This window comes from Sphingomonas sp. GW821-FHT12D09, assembly GCF_058807215.1.
This window is the reverse complement of record NZ_JBXAQL010000001.1, coordinates 373456-389834: the sequence shown is the minus strand read 5'-3', so window position 1 is coordinate 389834 and position 16379 is coordinate 373456. Positions and strand designations below refer to the sequence as shown.

16 protein-coding genes and 1 pseudogene are annotated in these 16379 nt (G+C 65.8%); 4 read left to right on the top strand and 13 right to left on the bottom strand.

The window, feature by feature from the left end:
* Positions 1 to 226 precede the first annotated feature (226 nt).
* The 6 genes from AC1RPL_RS01880 to AC1RPL_RS01855 all read right to left on the bottom strand — a co-directional run bounded on the left by AC1RPL_RS01880 (position 227) and on the right by AC1RPL_RS01855 (position 4211).
* Positions 227 to 547 (bottom strand): GIY-YIG nuclease family protein, encoded by a 321-nt coding sequence (locus AC1RPL_RS01880; protein ID WP_493067557.1) that lies wholly within the window; start codon positions 545 to 547, stop codon positions 227 to 229.
* A gap of 153 nt (positions 548 to 700) precedes the next feature.
* Positions 701 to 2503 carry an acyl-CoA dehydrogenase C-terminal domain-containing protein gene (locus AC1RPL_RS01875; protein ID WP_493067556.1) on the bottom strand — a complete coding sequence of 601 codons (1803 nt, stop codon included), beginning with the start codon at positions 2501 to 2503 and terminating at the stop codon, positions 701 to 703.
* Positions 2504 to 2520: 17 nt separating this feature from the next.
* Positions 2521 to 2940, bottom strand: a complete 420-nt coding sequence (locus AC1RPL_RS01870) for a MerR family transcriptional regulator (RefSeq protein WP_493067555.1) — start codon at positions 2938 to 2940, stop codon at positions 2521 to 2523.
* A 120-nt stretch (positions 2941 to 3060) separates the two neighbouring features.
* Positions 3061 to 3567, bottom strand: coding sequence for a hypothetical protein (locus AC1RPL_RS01865; protein ID WP_493067554.1), 507 nt, complete (start codon positions 3565 to 3567; stop codon positions 3061 to 3063).
* Positions 3564 to 3920 carry a phosphoribosyl-AMP cyclohydrolase gene (gene hisI, locus AC1RPL_RS01860; RefSeq protein WP_493067553.1) on the bottom strand — a complete coding sequence of 119 codons (357 nt, stop codon included), beginning with the start codon at positions 3918 to 3920 and terminating at the stop codon, positions 3564 to 3566. Before hisI ends, AC1RPL_RS01865 begins: the two co-directional genes overlap by 4 nt.
* Positions 3921 to 3959: 39 nt before the next feature.
* Positions 3960 to 4211, bottom strand: coding sequence for a DUF7218 family protein (locus AC1RPL_RS01855; protein WP_493067552.1), 252 nt, complete (start codon positions 4209 to 4211; stop codon positions 3960 to 3962).
* 130 nt (positions 4212 to 4341) lie between these two features.
* Here AC1RPL_RS01855 and purF point away from each other — a divergent pair, with 130 nt between their 5' ends.
* Positions 4342 to 5802 carry an amidophosphoribosyltransferase gene (purF, locus tag AC1RPL_RS01850; protein ID WP_493067551.1) on the top strand — a complete coding sequence of 487 codons (1461 nt, stop codon included), beginning with the start codon at positions 4342 to 4344 and terminating at the stop codon, positions 5800 to 5802.
* A 7-nt stretch (positions 5803 to 5809) separates the two neighbouring features.
* Positions 5810 to 6520: an SDR family NAD(P)-dependent oxidoreductase gene (locus tag AC1RPL_RS01845; RefSeq protein ID WP_493067550.1), complete on the top strand. Its 711-nt coding sequence runs from the start codon at positions 5810 to 5812 to the stop codon at positions 6518 to 6520.
* Between the two features lie 3 nt (positions 6521 to 6523).
* Here the strand turns inward: AC1RPL_RS01845 and AC1RPL_RS01840 are convergent, their stop codons facing one another.
* The 7 genes and pseudogenes from AC1RPL_RS01840 to AC1RPL_RS01810 all read right to left on the bottom strand — a co-directional run bounded on the left by AC1RPL_RS01840 (position 6524) and on the right by AC1RPL_RS01810 (position 14762).
* The gene (locus tag AC1RPL_RS01840) at positions 6524 to 7705 is read right to left on the bottom strand and encodes a serine hydrolase domain-containing protein (RefSeq protein WP_493067549.1); all 1182 of its coding nucleotides are present in this window, start codon (positions 7703 to 7705) and stop codon (positions 6524 to 6526) included.
* Positions 7702 to 8937: a class I SAM-dependent methyltransferase gene (locus tag AC1RPL_RS01835; RefSeq protein WP_493067548.1), complete on the bottom strand. Its 1236-nt coding sequence runs from the start codon at positions 8935 to 8937 to the stop codon at positions 7702 to 7704. The genes AC1RPL_RS01840 and AC1RPL_RS01835 overlap by 4 nt, the downstream gene beginning before the upstream one ends.
* Positions 8938 to 8976: 39 nt before the next feature.
* Positions 8977 to 10137, bottom strand: coding sequence for an acyltransferase family protein (locus AC1RPL_RS01830; RefSeq protein ID WP_493067547.1), 1161 nt, complete (start codon positions 10135 to 10137; stop codon positions 8977 to 8979).
* Positions 10138 to 10257: 120 nt separating this feature from the next.
* Positions 10258 to 11292 (bottom strand): 2-oxoacid:ferredoxin oxidoreductase subunit beta, encoded by a 1035-nt coding sequence (locus AC1RPL_RS01825; RefSeq protein ID WP_493067546.1) that lies wholly within the window; start codon positions 11290 to 11292, stop codon positions 10258 to 10260.
* A 10-nt stretch (positions 11293 to 11302) separates the two neighbouring features.
* On the bottom strand, positions 11303 to 11845 hold the full coding sequence (locus tag AC1RPL_RS01820; protein ID WP_493067545.1) for a hypothetical protein: 543 nt from the start codon (positions 11843 to 11845) through the stop codon (positions 11303 to 11305).
* Between the two features lie 14 nt (positions 11846 to 11859).
* Entirely contained in the window at positions 11860 to 13803 is a 1944-nt protein-coding gene (locus tag AC1RPL_RS01815; protein ID WP_493067544.1) for a 2-oxoacid:acceptor oxidoreductase subunit alpha, read from the bottom strand.
* Between the two features lie 51 nt (positions 13804 to 13854).
* A pseudogene (locus AC1RPL_RS01810) lies at positions 13855 to 14762 on the bottom strand (histone deacetylase family protein).
* A 121-nt stretch (positions 14763 to 14883) separates the two neighbouring features.
* Here AC1RPL_RS01810 and AC1RPL_RS01805 point away from each other — a divergent pair.
* Positions 14884 to 15363: an RNA pyrophosphohydrolase gene (locus AC1RPL_RS01805; protein ID WP_493067543.1), complete on the top strand. Its 480-nt coding sequence runs from the start codon at positions 14884 to 14886 to the stop codon at positions 15361 to 15363.
* Between the two features lie 44 nt (positions 15364 to 15407).
* Positions 15408 to 16346, top strand: a complete 939-nt coding sequence (locus AC1RPL_RS01800; RefSeq protein WP_493067542.1) for a DUF481 domain-containing protein — start codon at positions 15408 to 15410, stop codon at positions 16344 to 16346.
* The last annotated feature ends 33 nt before the right edge of the window (positions 16347 to 16379 follow it).

The window sequence follows — 16379 nt, the reverse complement described above, 5'->3', positions numbered from 1 at the left end:
CGTGGTGATGCGGCGCTGAATTGCTTGCTGCCCGACAAAGTCAAAGAGCGGCCGAGGTTTCCTCCGACCGTGCCGACGGCATCAGACGAAATCCAACATTGCAAGCGATGATGCATCAAGGACGGTTCATTGCGGCTGGGCCTCGGCTTCGCCGGGGAACAAGAATAAAGAAAATGTCGCTTCTTCACCGTTTCCCGGCGAAAGCCGGGCCCCAGTTGCAGTGGTGTCACGACGGCACGAGACAGTCGAAGAGATCTTCCCAGTCTGGGTTCATCCCTTCGATCTCGTACAGCTTCCAGGCGCGTTGCCACTTCTTCATTTGCAACTCGCGCAGGCGGTCCGCATCAAGGCTCTCAAACGCTTGATACCAGACGAGCAGTTTGCAGCCGTGCTTCTTCGTGAAGCTTTCGACTACGCCGGTGCGGTGTTCCCAAACGGGCCTCGGCAGATCGCTAGTGGCGCCCAAGTAGAGCGTGCCGTTGCGGCCGCTTGCCATGATGTAGACGAAGCCGTGCTTTTCCAGTGCCCGCTTCCCAACTGGGGGCATGGAACATATTGGGATTGCAACATTACAAGGGCGCCGCAGCTGGGTCGCCGCGACGCCCTTGGAAGGCTTACCCGCTATATCAGCAGGTCTGCAACTGGGCCCGGCTTCCGCCGGGGAACCGCTCTGGTATCAAGTTAGAACGGCCGGCCAGCCTCAACCCGCCCGGAACAGCTCCGGATCGAGCGCCATCACCGCTTCGCTGCCGGCCTCGATCTTGCGGCGCAGGCCGCTGGCGTCGGGGAGGAAGCGTTCGGCGTAGAAGCGCGCGGTGACCAGCTTGGCCTCGTAGAACCTGGTGTCGCCACCACCCGTGGCCAGGGCCTCGCCCGCCGCCTTGGCCATGCGCAGCCACATCAGGCCGAGCGCGACCGTGCCGGTGAGCTGCATGTAGGGATAGGCGCCGGCGCCGACGTCGTTGGGGTTCTTGAAGCCGTTCTGGGCGAGCCACATCGTCGCGCCCTGGAGATGGCCGAGCGCCTTTTCCAGGCCCTCCGCCAGTGCCGCGAGCTTCGCGTCGCCCTTGGCGGCGGCGGCTTCCTCGGCGACCAGCTTGAAGAAGGCCTGGACCGCGCGTCCGCCATTCATCGCGAGCTTGCGGCCGACCAGGTCCATCGCCTGGACGCCATTGGTGCCCTCATAGATCATCGAGATGCGGGCATCGCGGACATATTGCTCCATGCCCCATTCGGCGATGTAGCCATGGCCGCCATAGACCTGCTGGCTGTCGGTCGCGACCTTGTAGCCGATATCGGTGCCGACGCCCTTGATGACCGGCGTGAGCAGGCCGACCAGATCGGCGGCGAGCTGGCGCTCCTCCTCGCTGGCGGCGGCATGCTCGAGATCGACCTGGAGCGCGCCCCACAGGCACAGCGCGCGCATGCCTTCGGTCTGCGCCTTGGCTTCCATCAGCATGCGGCGGACGTCCGGGTGGACGAACAGCGTGTCTGCCTTTTCGTTCGGCTCCTGCGGACCCGTGAGCGCGCGGCCCTGGCGGCGGTCATGCGCATACTGGACAGCGTTCTGCAGCGCGACTTCGCCGATGCCGAGCCCCTGGAGGCCGACGCCGAGGCGGGCGGCGTTCATCATGATGAACATCGCGGCGAGTCCCTTCATCTCCTCGCCGACCAGCCAGCCCTTGGCGCCGTCATAGTTCATCACGCAGGTCGAATTGGCGTGGATACCCATCTTGTGCTCGATCGAGCCGCATGTGACCGGGTTACGCTCCCCCAGGCTGTCGTCGTCGTTGACCAGGAACTTAGGGACCACGAACAACGAGATGCCCTTGCTGCTCTCCGGCGCGCCGGGGGTCTTGGCGAGGACGAGGTGGATGATGTTGCTGGTCAGGTCATGCTCGCCCGACGAGATGAAGATCTTGGTGCCGGTGATGCTGTAGCTGCCATCGGCGTTCGGCTCGGCGCGGGTGCGGATCAGGCCGAGATCGGTGCCGCACTGCGGCTCGGTGAGGTTCATCGTGCCGCCCCACTCGCCCGACACCATCTTGGGGACGTACTTGGCCTGCTGCTCGGGCGAGCCCTTGACCAGCAACGACGCGATCGCGCCGTGGGTGAGGCCCGGGTACATGGCGAAGGCCATGTTGGCGGAGATCATGTACTCCTGGAATGCAGTCGAGACGACGTGCGGCATGCCCTGCCCGCCGAACTCGACAGGCGCGCTCAGCGTGCCCCAGCCGCTCTCGACGAACGCCTGATACGCTTCCTTGAAGCCGGCGGGCGTGGTGACGCTGCCGTCCTCGTGGCGCGTGCAGCCTTCCTGATCGCCCGAATGGTTGATCGGGAACAGCACTTCGGCGACGAACTGGCCGCCCTGTTCGAGCACGGCGTCGACCGTGTCCGGCGTGGCGTTCTCGAAGCCGGGCAGGTTCGCATAGCGATCGAGGCCGATCACCGACTCGAGGATGAAGCGGGTGTCGCGGACCGGCGGGGTATATTGGGGCATTTCAGGTTCCTCGGGACTTAGTCGCTGCTCTTGAGCAGATCGACGAATTGGTGGAGCTCGGCTATGTGCGCGTCGATGTCGCGCTTCTGGTTTTCGAGCAGGGCGATGCGATCGAGGCAGCGCTCGAGCGTGACCTGCTTCTGGGTGCTGCGGCCGTCGCCAACATCGTAGAGATCGATCATTTCCTTGATCTCGCCCAGGCTGAAGCCGACACGCTTGCCGCGCAGGATCCAGGCGAGCCTGGCACGATCGCGGTGCGAATAGACGCGCGATGTGCCGCGGCGCTCGGGCGCGATCAGCCCCTCGTCCTCGTAGAAGCGCAGCGCGCGCGGCGTGACCGAGAATTCGGCGCACAGGTCCGAGATGGTGAAGGCGTCGCGATCCGGGCGCGGCTCGATCGGCGCCAGGGCTTCGAGCGGAAAGGCGTGTGCGTTCATGGGCATGGAAAATACTTTCCCTTTACGTGAACGTCAATCGTTTGGTTGGCCTTTTTCTGGCGCCGTTCCTTCTCCCGTCATCCCCGCCTTCGCGGGAATGACGAACGAGAGGACGTGCCCTTAGTTACCCCCGCACAGTCTCTTTCCGTTGGCGTCGCGCATCGCCGCGGCTTCGGCGGCCGATTCGCTGAGGCGGGCGACTTCGAGGCCGGCATAGGAGGCCCGCCTGGCGCAGAACTTGTTGCAGCCATCGGGCAATGCGCCGGGGAAGGCGATCTTGTCGCCGTCATATTTGGCGTCGAACGAGCAGCTGCCGTCCTCGCCGAATTCGATATGGAGCGCCTCCCCTACCCGGCTCGCGCGGCCGGTGCCGCTGCAGGTGATGCGGTCGCCATAATCGACGAACGCGCCGATCTTGTAGCCGAGCTCAGCGTCGGGGACGATGCAGATGCGGTCGGTGTCGCGGGCGTAGAGGCCGGCGATGTCGGTGTCCGCGGGGTTGCGGACCAGGCCGCGCTCGATGGCGGCTTTCTCGAGGTCCTGGGGCTTTTCCGCCTTTTGTGCGGGCGCGTTGCCGCCGGAGCAGGCGGCGAGGAGCAACGCGAAGAGGACCCCGGCGCACTTCATCCGCTGACCAGCTTCCCATCCTCGATGATCCGGTAGAAGCAGCTGGGCGCGCCGGTGTGGCAGGCGGCCCCGTGGGGCTCGACCTTCAGCCAAATCGCATCCTGGTCGCAGTCGATCCGCGCTTCGACCAGCTTGAGGACGTGGCCTGAAGTCTCGCCCTTCTTCCAAAGCTTGCCGCGGCTGCGCGACCAGAAGGTCGCCTCGCCGGTCTCCAGCGTGGCGGCGAGCGCATCGGCGTTCATGTGGGCGACCATCAGCACCGTACCTTGCGGATCGGTGCAGACGGCAGTGATCAGGCCGGCGGCGTCGTATTTCGGGTCGAGCGTGCTGCCCGTTTCGCGATTGGTATCCACGGGCGTTGTCTAGCGTGGCCCGTGGCTACCGTCACGGGGTCAGTGATCCCGAATCGCGTGGATCAGTTCGTCCTTGTCCATTTCCGAGCGCTTATCGATGCCGATGTCCTTGGCCTCGTCGTAAAGTTCGTCCTTCGAACGGCTCTCGAGCGTGCCACCGCGATGGTCGATGCTGCCTTCCACCTCGGCATTGGCGATTCGCGCCGACTTCTCCTTCGAGTTCCCCTGGTCGCGGAGTTTCTCATAGAGTTCGGCGTTCTTGATCTGCGGTCCGTGGTCGTGTCCGGGCATGGATCGTCTCCTTTCGCCCTGAAAAACCAACGGAAAACCCTGTAAGTTCATTTCTTTGTGACAAGCGGGCGACAAACCGCGACGGACCGCCTATATGCCGGCCCGACAGTTCCCAACCCCTCGAGGGCTGATGCTTACCACGAACCCGTTCGATGACGACAAGCTGCGCGAAGAGTGTGGCATTTTCGGCGTATCCGGCATGGACGGGGCCGCGGCCGCGGTCGCGCTCGGCTTGCATGCGCTGCAGCACCGTGGCCAGGAGGCGGCGGGCATCACCAGCTTCGACGGCCACCAGTTCCACATCCACCGGGCGATGGGCCATGTCGCGGGCAATTTCGACCGCGACGAAGTGATCCGTTCGCTGCAGGGCGATACCGCCTGCGGCCATGTCCGCTATTCGACCACCGGCGAGACGTCGCTGCGCAACGTGCAGCCGCTCTATGCCGAGCTGGCGAGCGGCGGCTTCGCGATTGCGCATAACGGCAATATCTCGAACGCGATGCGCCTGCGTCGCGACTTGATCCGCCGCGGCGCGATCTTCCAGTCGACCAGCGATACCGAAGTGATCATCCACCTCGTCGCGACCTCGCAGTTCCGCACGCTGATCGACCGGTTCATCGATGCGCTCAAGCAGGTCGAAGGTGCCTATTCGCTGATCGTGATGACGCCCGAGGGCATGATCGCCTGCCGCGATCCGCTGGGCATCCGCCCGCTGGTGATGGGCAAGCTGGACGACACGATCGTCTTCGCCTCGGAGACGGTGGCGCTCGACGTGGTCGGCGCAGACTATGTCCGCGACGTCGAGCCGGGCGAGCTGGTGATCGTCAAGGGCAGCGAGATCAGTTCGCACAAGCCTTTTGCACCGGTGGGGCCGCGGCCCTGCATCTTCGAATATGTCTATTTCTCGCGTCCCGATTCGATCAGCAACGATCGCTCGGTCTATTCGGTGCGCAAGGCGATCGGCGCGCAGCTCGCGATCGAGTCGCCGGTCGAGGCCGACCTGGTCGTGCCCGTGCCCGATTCGGGCGTGCCGGCGGCGATCGGCTACGCCCAGCAGAGCGGCATTCCGTTCGAGCTCGGCATCATCCGCTCGCACTATGTCGGGCGCACCTTCATCCAGCCGGGCGACAAGGTCCGCCATCTGGGCGTTAAGCTGAAGCACAATGCCAACCGCGAGCTGATCAAGGGCAAGCGCGTGGTTCTGATCGACGATTCGATCGTGCGCGGCACCACCAGCCTCAAGATCGTGCAGATGATGCACGAGGCGGGCGCGGCCGAGGTGCATATGCGCATCGCGAGCCCGCCGACCCGGCACAGCTGCTTCTACGGCGTGGATACGCCCGAACGCGCCAAGCTGCTTGCTGCCAAGCTCGACGTGGGCGGTATGACCGACTTCATCCATGCCAACAGCCTGGCGTTCATCTCGATCGACGGCCTGTACAAGGCGTTGGGCGAGGCGCATCGCGCGGATATCCACCCGAAATATTGCGATGCTTGCTTCACCGGTGAGTATCCGACGACGCTGACCGACCAGGACGAGAACGGCCCGCCGACCGACCAGTTCGCGCTGCTCCACGAGCGCGTAGGCTGACATCGACATGAGCGAAGGGGCACTTTCGGGGCGCACGGCGCTCGTCACCGGCGCGAGCCGCGGGATCGGCGCGGCGACGGCGCTGGCGCTGGCCGCACAGGGCGCACATGTCATCCTCACCGCACGCACGGCGGGCGGGCTCGAGGAAGTCGAGGAAGCGATCTTCGCTGCCGGCGGTTCCGCGACGATCGCGCCGATGGACCTGACCGAGAATGACAGCATCGCCAGGCTGGCCGAAGCGATCTCGAGCCGCTGGACGGCGCTCGACGTGCTGGTGCTCAACGCCGCGACGCTGGGCACGCTGAGTGCGGTGCCGGCGTTCGACTTCAAGGAATACGCCAAGGTGCTGACGCTCAACGTCACTGCCCAGGCGGCGATCCTCGCGGCGTTCGACCCGATGCTCAAGGCATCGCATGGCGCGCGGGTGATCGGGGTGACCTCCAGCGTCGGCCGCACGGCGCGGGCCTATTGGGGCGTCTATGGTTCGTCCAAGGCGGCGTTCGAGAACCTGCTGCTCACCTATGGCGAGGAAGTCGCGCATATCAGCAAGGTGCGCGTCGGCATCGTCGATCCCGGCGCCACCCGCACCAAGATGCGCGCGCGGGCCTTTCCGGGCGAGGATCCGGCGACGGTGAAGGCGCCCGAGGTTGTGGCGGAGCGGATCGCGGCGCTGGCGGTTTCCGGCTTCGAAGCCGGGCATTTCGAGCGGGTTGGCTGAGAGCTATTTCGCCGCAGCCTCGAACAGCCGATTGAGGAACGCCGTGCGCACCTTGCCATAGGCGTCGTCGCTGGCCTTGGGCGCGGCCGCCGACACCGCGATCACCACTTTCGACTTCGGATCGACCCGGATCGTCTGGCCGAAAATGCCCTGGGCGCCGAAGCGGCCCTCGGGATAGGTCCACCATTGATAGCCATAGCCGCGGCCCGGCACGCCGATATCGGCATGGGCGCTGGTCGACTCGCGGAACCAGCCGGGGGAGACGGCGCCCTTGCCGCCTTCGAGCGCGAACTGGCCCATCCGGGCATAGTCGCGCAGCGACACCGACAGGCAGCAGCCGCTGACCTCATGTTCGGAAGGATCGACCATCCAGAAGGCGTCCTGCTCCATGCCATAGGGCTGCCAGATCTTCTCGCTGAGATAGGTGGCGAGCGGCTTGTTCGTTGCGCGCATCACCAGCACGCCGATCAGATTGGTCTCACCAGTCTTGTACACCCACTTCGTTCCCGGCGCGGTCTCGCGGGGGAGCTTCTTCATGTAGAAGACGGTGGGGTCCTCCCCTGCCGGCACCGCCTCCAGGAACATGCGTGCCACGTCCGACTTCGCGTCGGTATAATCCTCGTTCCACTTGACGCCCGACGTCATGGTGAGGAGCTGGGCGATCGTCACCCCGTCATAGCCGCTGCCGGCGAGCTCGGGGATGTATCTGGTCACCGGCTCATCGACCGACTTGATATAGCCGTCCTTGATCGCGGCGCCGACCAGCGAGGAGGTGAAGGACTTGGCGACCGAGAAGCTGGTCCAGCGCCCCTGCTGCGAATAGCCGCGGGCATAACGCTCGAGGATGATCTTGCCGTCCTTCAGCACGATCAGCCCGGAGACGTTCTGCGCGGCGATGAAGGCGTCAAGTTCGGCGTCGGGAAAGACCAGTGGCTTGCCGGCGGGCAGCGGATGGACCCTGGTGCCGGCCTTGACGACATGGCCGGGGAAGAGCCGCTCCATGTGCGGGAAATTGGCGTCGCGCTGGGCCTGGCTCCAGAACAGCACTTCGGCGCCGACCTTGCGCAGGCCCGAATTGTCGCCGGGCTGGATCTTCACTTCGGGCGAGGGGGCTGCCTGGGCCTGGGCACCCTGGCCCGACAATGCTCCGAGCGCGAGCGCGCCTGCCGCGAGCCAATTCCTCATTGCCCCTCCCCCTTGACCAAGGTGACCTGGACGACATCGATACCGCCGCCTCTGAATCCACCTTCGCAATACATCAGATAATAACGCCACAAGTCGATGAACTTACGGTCGAATTGTGCAGGTAGCGTGCCCGCTGCCACTGCCGCGTCGAAGCGCTCGCGCCACAGGCGAAGTGTCTCGGCATAGTCGAGGCCGAAGCCGGTGCGGTCCTGCCAGCTCAGGTGACGTGCCTTCGCCAGTGCGCGGAAGCGTGCCTCCGAAAGCAGCAATCCGCCGGGGAAGACATAGCCCTGGATGAAATCGACGTTTGCCGCATAACCTTCGAAGAACGCGTCGTCGAAAGTGATGACCTGCAGCGCCGCGCGACCGCCCGGTTTGAGCGCGGCCGCGATCGTGTCGAGATAGGCGGGCCAATAGGCTTCGCCCACCGCCTCGGCCATCTCGATGCTCGCGACGGCGTCATAGCTACCGGTAATGTCGCGATAGTCGGTGAGCGTGAAGCGGGCGCCTTCGGGCACGCGTGCCTGGGCCCAGGCTTGCTGTTCGGACGACAGCGTGATGCCGTGGACGCGGCGCCCCTGCTCCACCGCCAATTGCGCGAAGCTACCCCAGCCGCAGCCGATCTCGAGGATCTCGTCGCCGGGCTTGGTGGCGGTGCGCGCGAGGATCGCGGCGAGCTTTTCGTGCTGGGCCTGCTCGAGCGATTGGCCGGGCGCTGTGAACAGAGCGCTCGAATAGGTCATGCCAGGATCGAGCCAGAGCCGGTAGAAGTCGTTGCCCAGGTCGTAGTGGAACTGGATGTTACGCCGCGAGCCGCCGCGATGGTTGCGGTTGCGCCAGTGGAGCAGGCGCTTGAGATAGCGTGACGGGCCGCTGGCGCGGGCCTGGCGGGCGAGCTCGGCGCGGTTGAGGCCGAACAGCGCGAAGAGCTGGACCGGATCGGGGCTCGCCCATTCGTCGCCCGCCCATGCCTGGTACCAGCCGATAGAGCCGCCGATAGCCAGCCGCAGCAATGCGCGCCAACTGCGCAGATCGACGACCGCAGCGGGCCCTTCCGCGCGGCCGCCGAGCAGGCGGGCACTACCGCCGGGCAGGCTGAGTGACAGGCTGCCCTGGGCGATGCCGGCATCGATCCTGTCGAGCTGGCGGCGGAAGAGTGGGGCGAGCGCGCGCGAGAACCAGCCGGCGCGGCGCGATTTGGTCGGACGGGACTGGCTGAGCGGTGCGTGCATTTCGCGGGCACAATGCACGCGCCGATGACGCAAGCAAGCTTAGGTTTTGAGGCGCTTCTTCTTCCGCTCTCCGTTGAAGATGTAGCGCAGCGCCGGGCTCAGCTTGATGAGCTTCCAGATGCCATAGGAGCCGAAGAAGGCGGTGAGGCAGAGCAGGATGAACTTGGGCCAGACGGGGAGCGGCAACAGGTCGAGCCAGGGCGTCACCAGTACGATCAACGGCTCGTGGAACAGATAGATGACGAAGGACGCGGAGACGAGCGCCTTCACCCAGCGGCGCTCGCCATGGATGAAGTGCGCCAGCGCGCCGAGCGAGGCCTGGGTGAGGCAGATCGCCGCGACGCCGGTGAGCACCGGGCGCCAGAGGAACGGCACTGAGCGGGTGTAGAACACCACCGCGATGCTGGCGGCCAGGCCGATCAGGAACAGGATCCAGGAGAAGCGTGCGAAGCGACTGTCGAGCGCAGGGATGCGCTGGAGGACGGCGCCGAGGAGGAACCAGGGTAGGTAATCGAGCGCGTAACGGGCCGAGAGGAAGTTGACCGCGAAATTGTCGAGATAGCGATAGCGCTCGAGCTGGAGCGAGCCCAGGCCACACAGTCCGAGGACCAGGCCAGTGACGATCGTTAGTGGGATGAACCAGCGGACCAGCGTGCGCTGCTCGCCGCCCAGCTCGGCGCGGGCGAGGCCGGGGAAGAGCCAGACCAGGCCGGCGAGGCCGGCGGTGTAGTAGAGCAACACCTGGACGAACCAGAGATGCTCGAACGGGTTGCGCTCCGCCCAGGTCATGATCTCCCACCAGCGGCCCAGCGGGTCCGGATGACCGGTCTCGAGCAGCAGCAGGAAATGCATCGCCGGCACGAGCAGCAAGGTGCCTGCCAGGAAGGGCGGCACCAGCCGGTGGAGGCGCGAGGGCAGATAGCTCGCCACCGGGCGGCGCTGGAGCAGCATCGCGGCGAAATAGCCGGCGATCATGTAGAAGCCCGGCATGCGGAAGAGATGGAGATAGTCGGCGAGCTGGATGAAGTCGGTCGACCGATCGCGGAAATTGGAGATCCACGGCCCCGGCCGGACGGTGAGCGAAGCGTGGTACGGGATGCCGAACAGCAGGAACACTGCACGCAGCGCATCGAGATCGTGCCGCCGGGCGCGCGCTTCGGGTGCGCGGAAGGTGTTGGATTGGTCAGCGCCCGCGGTCATTGCGGATAGACGCTTCGCGGCGGCGCAAGTTCACGCGTATCGAAACCGTTACTGGCGCGGATCAACATGAACGGCGCGATAGGCAAGTCCGCCGCCAATGCAAGCCGTTAGCGACGGGCCTCAGATCTTGTGCGGTTCCTTGTCGACCATCCAGGTTTGGCCCTTGGCGACGAGCTTCTGCAGATCGGCGGCCTTGCCTTCGCTCGCGGCCCGGTTCTGCGCGACCACTGCGCTTTCGAAGGTCGGCGCGGGATCGTCGTAGAGCACCCCCAGCGCCATCGGGAACGGTCCGAAGGGCATCTCGACGAGCATATGGGCGATGGCGCGGTTGGTGACGTTGTGGACGATCACCCCTGCCCCCTGCCAGTCGCCCTCGGTGACATCGACGACCTTGAGGGTGAGCGTGTCGATGTCGAGCGTCAGCCCCTTGGTACCGCCCGCGAAGAGCAAGGGCTGGCCGTGCTCGACCCAGAGCTGGCCCTGGGCGGCATTGGGCTTGGCGGTGAAGGGCTCGAAGACGTCGTCGTTATAGACGATGCAGTTCTGGAAGATCTCGACGAACGCGGCGCCCTGATGGGCATGGGCCGCCTTGAGCACCGAGGGCAGATTCTTGTGGACGTCGATCCCGCGGGCGACGAAGCGCCCACCTGCCCCAAGCGCAAAGGCGCAGGGCTTGGCGGGGTGGTCGACCGAGCCGAAGGGCGTGGACGGCGAGCGCGTGCCCTCGCGGCTCGTCGGCGAATATTGGCCCTTGGTCAGGCCATAGATCTCGTTGTTGAACAGGAGGAACTGACAGTTCAAATTGCGCCGGAGGAGGTGCATCGTGTGGTTGCCGCCGATCGACAGCGCGTCGCCGTCGCCGGTGATGATCCACACGTCGAGCTCCGGATTGGCGAGCTTGACCCCTGTCGCCACCGCCGGCGCGCGGCCATGGATGGTGTGGAAGCCATAGGTCTCCATGTAATAGGGGAAGCGCGACGAGCAGCCGATGCCGCTGATGAACACGGTGTTCTCCGGCGTGGCGCCGATCTCGGGCATGGTGCGCTGCACCGCCTTGAGGATCGCATAGTCTCCGCAGCCCGGGCACCAGCGGACTTCCTGGTCGGTCTCCCAGTCCTTGGGCGTGCTGGGCTTGATCGGGGTGATCTCGTTCATGCGATCTCTCTCAATTCGCTTCCGCGGTGGAGATTTTCTCCATGGTGATGCCGCCGAGCAGGTCGCGGCGGATGGCGTCGAACACCTTGCGGCGGTCCTCGGCGCGGTAGATCGTCGCCAGCACGGTGACGCGGACGCCGTCCATATCGGCGATCCAGCTCTGCTTGATGCCCTGTCGCGTCAGATAGTCGCCGAAGAAGTTGCGGCTAGGCGGATGCCCGTCGAGGCTGAACTTGCCTTCGAACAGCGTGTCGATCAGCCCGGCCTGGCGGGCGCCGGCGCGGCCGTTCTCGGCCATGTCGGGCCAGGGCGTCCGGCGGGCGTCGGCCAGGACGACGGTGATCACGGGATCCTGGGCGTTGCGGCTGTGATAGGCGACCATCGGCGCGGGGTGGCCGCTTTCGTCATTGCCGTCGTCGCGCATCAGCCCTGCGAGCGTGTCCGGCAGGGCAGCGATCCGTGCGGCGAGCAGTGGTGACATCCGTGCCGCCGGCGTGACTGTCTGCGCCACAGCGCCGGGGGCAAGCAGCGGCAGCGGTAACGCCAGCAGCATGGGAACAGCGCGGTTCAAGGGTTCACGGCCTCCGGGCTCGGAAGCTGGGTGTCGTCGGGGCCCAACTCCTCGGGCTTGTCGCCGGTGAGGTGGCGGCCGATCGCGGCTTCGATCTCGCCGATGGTGAACGGCTGGCCGCTGACCTTGTTTAGGGGCACAGCATTGACGAGGAACTGGTCCCGCAGCACCGTCTTGAGCTGGCCGGTGTTCATTTCCGGTACGAGGATATGCTCGTAACTCTTTAGCAATGCGCCGAGATTATTCGGGAGCGGCCAGATGTGGCGGATATGGACATGGCTGACGTCATGCCCGCTGCCCCGTGCCCGGCGGACGGCCTGGGCGATCGGGCCATAGGTCGAGCCCCAGCCGACCACGACGAGCTTGCCGCCTTCCTGGCCCTGCTCGATCGCCTGGTCGGGGATGTCGATCCCTAGCACCTTGTCGCGGCGGATATCGGTCATCGCCTGGTGGTTGGATGGGGAATAGTCGATGTTGCCCGAGCCTTGCGCCTTTTCGATGCCGCCGATGCGGTGGAGCAGGCCCGGCGTGCCCGGCTTGACCCAAGGGCGCTTGAGCTTGGCGTCGCGGCCATAGGGCTGGAACTTCTCACCCTCCGGCGGCACCTCGGTGTGGAATTTGACCGGGAACGGCGCGTAGCTGCTCATGTCCGGCACCTTCCACGGCTCGGCGGCATTGGCGATATAGCCATCGGTCAGCAGCATCACCGGCGTCATGTACTGGGTGGCGATGCGCACCGCCTCGATCGCGACATCGAAGCAATCGGCGGCCGAGCGCGCGGCAAGCACCGGCATTGGGGCGTCGCCATTTCTACCGTATACTGCCTGGTATAGGTCCGATTGTTCAGTTTTCGTGGGAAGCCCTGTCGAAGGGCCGCCGCGTTGCGAGTTGATGATCACCAGCGGCAGCTCGGTCATGATCGCCAGGCCCATCGCCTCGCCCTTGAGCGCGATGCCGGGCCCCGAGGAGGACGTGACGCCCACGCTGCCGGCATAGGCGGCACCCAGCGCCGAGGCGATTGCGGCGATCTCGTCCTCGGCCTGGAAGGTGGTGACGCCGTACTCCTTGTAGCGCGAGAGCGCGTGCAGGATCGCCGAGGCGGGCGTGATGGGGTAGCCGCCGAAGAACATCGGCAACCCGGCGAGCTGCGCGCCGGCGACGAGGCCCATCGAGATCGAGTCCGCCCCGGTGACGGTGCGGTAGAGCCCGGGCTCGGCGGGTGCGGCGGGGACTTGGCGCTGGGAAATGCCCATCGCGCCCAGCTCCGCAGTCTCGCCATAGGCGTGGCCGGCGTTGAGGGCGGCGATATTGGCCTCGGCCAGCTCCGGCTCCTTGGCGAACTTGGCCTTGAGCCAGTCGACCAGCGGCTGGCGGTCGCGATCGAACATCCAGAGCGCCAGCCCCAGCGTCCACATGTTCTTGCAGCGCAGCGCTTCCTTGTTGCCGAGGCCGAAGGGCTTCACCGCATCGAGGGTGAGCTGCGAGATGTTGAGCTTGAGCAGCTGCCACTTGGCGAGGCTACCGTCCTCGAGCGGGTTGGCAGGGTATTTCGCCTTGTCGAGGTTGCGCTGGCCGAACTCGCCCTCGTCGGCGATGATCAGGCCGCCGGGCTTGAGCGCCTCGACATTTGTCTTGAGCGCCGCCGGGTTCATCGCGACGAGCACGTCGGGCTGGTCGCCCGCGGTATCGATCTGGGCCGAGCCGAAATTGATCTGGAAGGCCGACACGCCGAACAACGTGCCCTGGGGCGCGCGGATCTCGGCGGGGAAATCGGGGAAGGTGGCGAGATCATTGCCGGCGAGCGCAGTAGAGAGCGTGAACTGGCCGCCGGTGAGCTGCATGCCGTCGCCGGAATCGCCGGCGAAGCGCACCACGATCGCTTCAGGTGCGGGATGCGCCGACGCCTCCTCGGGCGTGAGCGTATGCGCGGCAGTCGCCACAGCCGGTCTCCTGCAATTTTATATCGTTGCGCAGATGTCTACGCCCCTATTTCAATACTGCAAAGCCCGGCCCGCAACTGCCTGTCCCAGCGCGAGGATCGAGGCGACGTGGCGGCGCGAGACTTCGAGCGCGTCCTCTCCGTAACCGCCGCCAAGGGCACTGGCGAAGGGGATGGCGTGTGAAGTCATGAGGCCGGCAATCCAGCGATCGCGGGTGATCAATCCCTCATAGCTGAGCGCGAGGCGGCCGAGCCGGTCGCCCGCCAACGGATCGACCCCGGCCTGATAGAGGACGAGATCGGGCGCGAAGCCTTCGAGCAAGGGGATCAGCGTGCGCTCGAGGGTTTCCATATATTCGTCGTCGCCCACCCCGTCGGGCAGCGGCACGTCGAGCGTCGAGCGTGCCTTGCGGACGGGGAAGTTCTTCTCGGCATGGATCGAATAGGTGGCGATCTCGGGCCGGCCCGCGGTGAGCGCGGCGGTTCCGTCGCCCTGATGGACGTCGCAATCGACGACCAGGATACGGTTTCCCTCTTCGGCGAGCCGGAAAGCGGCGAGTGCGAGGTCGTTGAACACGCAAAAGCCGGCGCCGGTGTTGGCCAGCGCGTGGTGACTGCCGCCGGCGGTGTTTGCCGCGAAGCCATGCTCGAGCGCCAGCTTCGCGGCGAGATAGGTGCCGCCGGGCACAGCCTGGGCGCGGCGGGCGACTTCGAGGGTGACCGGGAACCGATGCGGCGCTCCTTCTCGGGCGGGACCGCGGCGCTCATCACCTCCTCGACATAGTCGGGGTCGTGGACCGCCTCGAGCCAGGCGCGGGGCATCGGCTCGGGCTCGTGCCAGGTGAAGATGTCGCCCTCCGCGCGCAGCAGGTCGCGGACCAGGCCGTTCTTGTTCCACTGATACTGGCTGCGCGCCGGGGCCGGGGCGACGTAATCGGGGTGGTGGACGAGGTGGATCACTGCGCCAACGTAGGTATCTCGTCATCCCGGCGAAAGCCGGGACCCAGAGCCAGGTGCGACAAGGCAGAGAAACTCTGGGCCCCGGCTTTCGCCGGGGTGACGAACTTTGTAGGGGAAACCCATGACCGATATCGCCTCCCTTCCCTATCGCCCCTGCGCCGGCGTGATGCTGCTCAATCGCCATGGCCAGGTCTTTGTCGGCCAGCGGCTCGATTCGGTGGTCGAGGCCTGGCAGATGCCCCAGGGCGGGATCGACCCGGGCGAGGACGCGATCGAGGCGGCCTGGCGCGAGCTGTGGGAAGAAACCGGGGTGAAGCGCGAACTGGCCGAACTGGTCGCCGAGGCACCGGACGAGCTGTTCTACGACCTGCCCGAGGACCTGGTCGGCCGGCTCTGGAAGGGCAAGTGGCGCGGGCAGCGGCAGCGCTGGTTCCTGTTCCGCTTCCTGGGGGAGGACAGCGATGTGAACATCGAGACCGCCGAGCCCGAATTCCGCGCCTGGCGCTGGGCGGAGCCCAAGGATCTCCCCGACATCATCGTGCCGTTCAAGCGGGCGCTCTATAAGGAGGTGTTGACCGTCTTTGGACAACATCTCGTCTGATCCTGCCCTAGTTTCGCTCCCCTGAAGGCGATACGGACCTGCTCATGCGCGCCCTGCTCCTTGCCCTGCCGCTGTTCCTTGCCGCTGCGCCTGCCGCTGCCGCGCCGATGGACGACGATGACGACAGCGCCGCGGCGCTGGCCGCCATGGATGTGCCGCCGGCACTCAAGCTCATGCTCGAAGCTGCGATGGAATCGGGCAATGAGAATGACGTTGCGGTCATCATCAAATATGCCCGCAACGCCGCCCCCGACAGCGCCGACAAGCTGGTCAAGATCGCCGCCGACTGGCGCGCCGGGCGGCTGAAAAAGGCGCAGGCCAAGATCCGCAGCGCCGATTTCTTCGCGCTCGTGAAGGGCCATGCCGAACTGGGGGGCTATGTCACCACCGGCAATACCGAGAATGTCGGCATCGCCGCGGCAATGGAGTTGAAGCGCGAAGGGCTGGAATGGCGCCACAAGCTGCGCCTGCAGGGCGATTACCAGGAGAGCCTGGGGATCACCACGCGCGAACGCTATCTCGCCGCGTACGAGCCCAACTGGAAGTTCGACGACCGCGCCTATCTCTACGGCGCCGCGCAATATGAGAGCGACCGCTTCTCGGGCTTTTCCGATCGCGTCTCGCTGTCGAGCGGGGTCGGCTACAGCGCGATCAAGTCGCCAGCGGTGAAGCTCGACCTCGAAGTCGGTCCGGCCTTCCGCTACACGCGCTTCATCGCCCAGCCGGCCGAGAGCAATGCCGCGGCGCGCGGCAGCCTGGATTTCGGCTGGAAGGTTACCAAGGGCATCTCGGTGACGCAGAACGCCTCGGCCTATGTGCAGGATGCGAACAGCACGGTCTCGTCCAAGTCGGCCCTGCTCACCCGGCTGTTCGGGCCGCTCTCGGCGCAGTTCAGCTATTCGATGCAGTATGAAAGCACGCCGGCGTTGGGGCGCAAGAGCACCGATACGACGAGCCGCGCGGCGCTGGTCGTCGATTTCTGACAACCCATTCCCAGATTGCATGCGCCTCCCGGC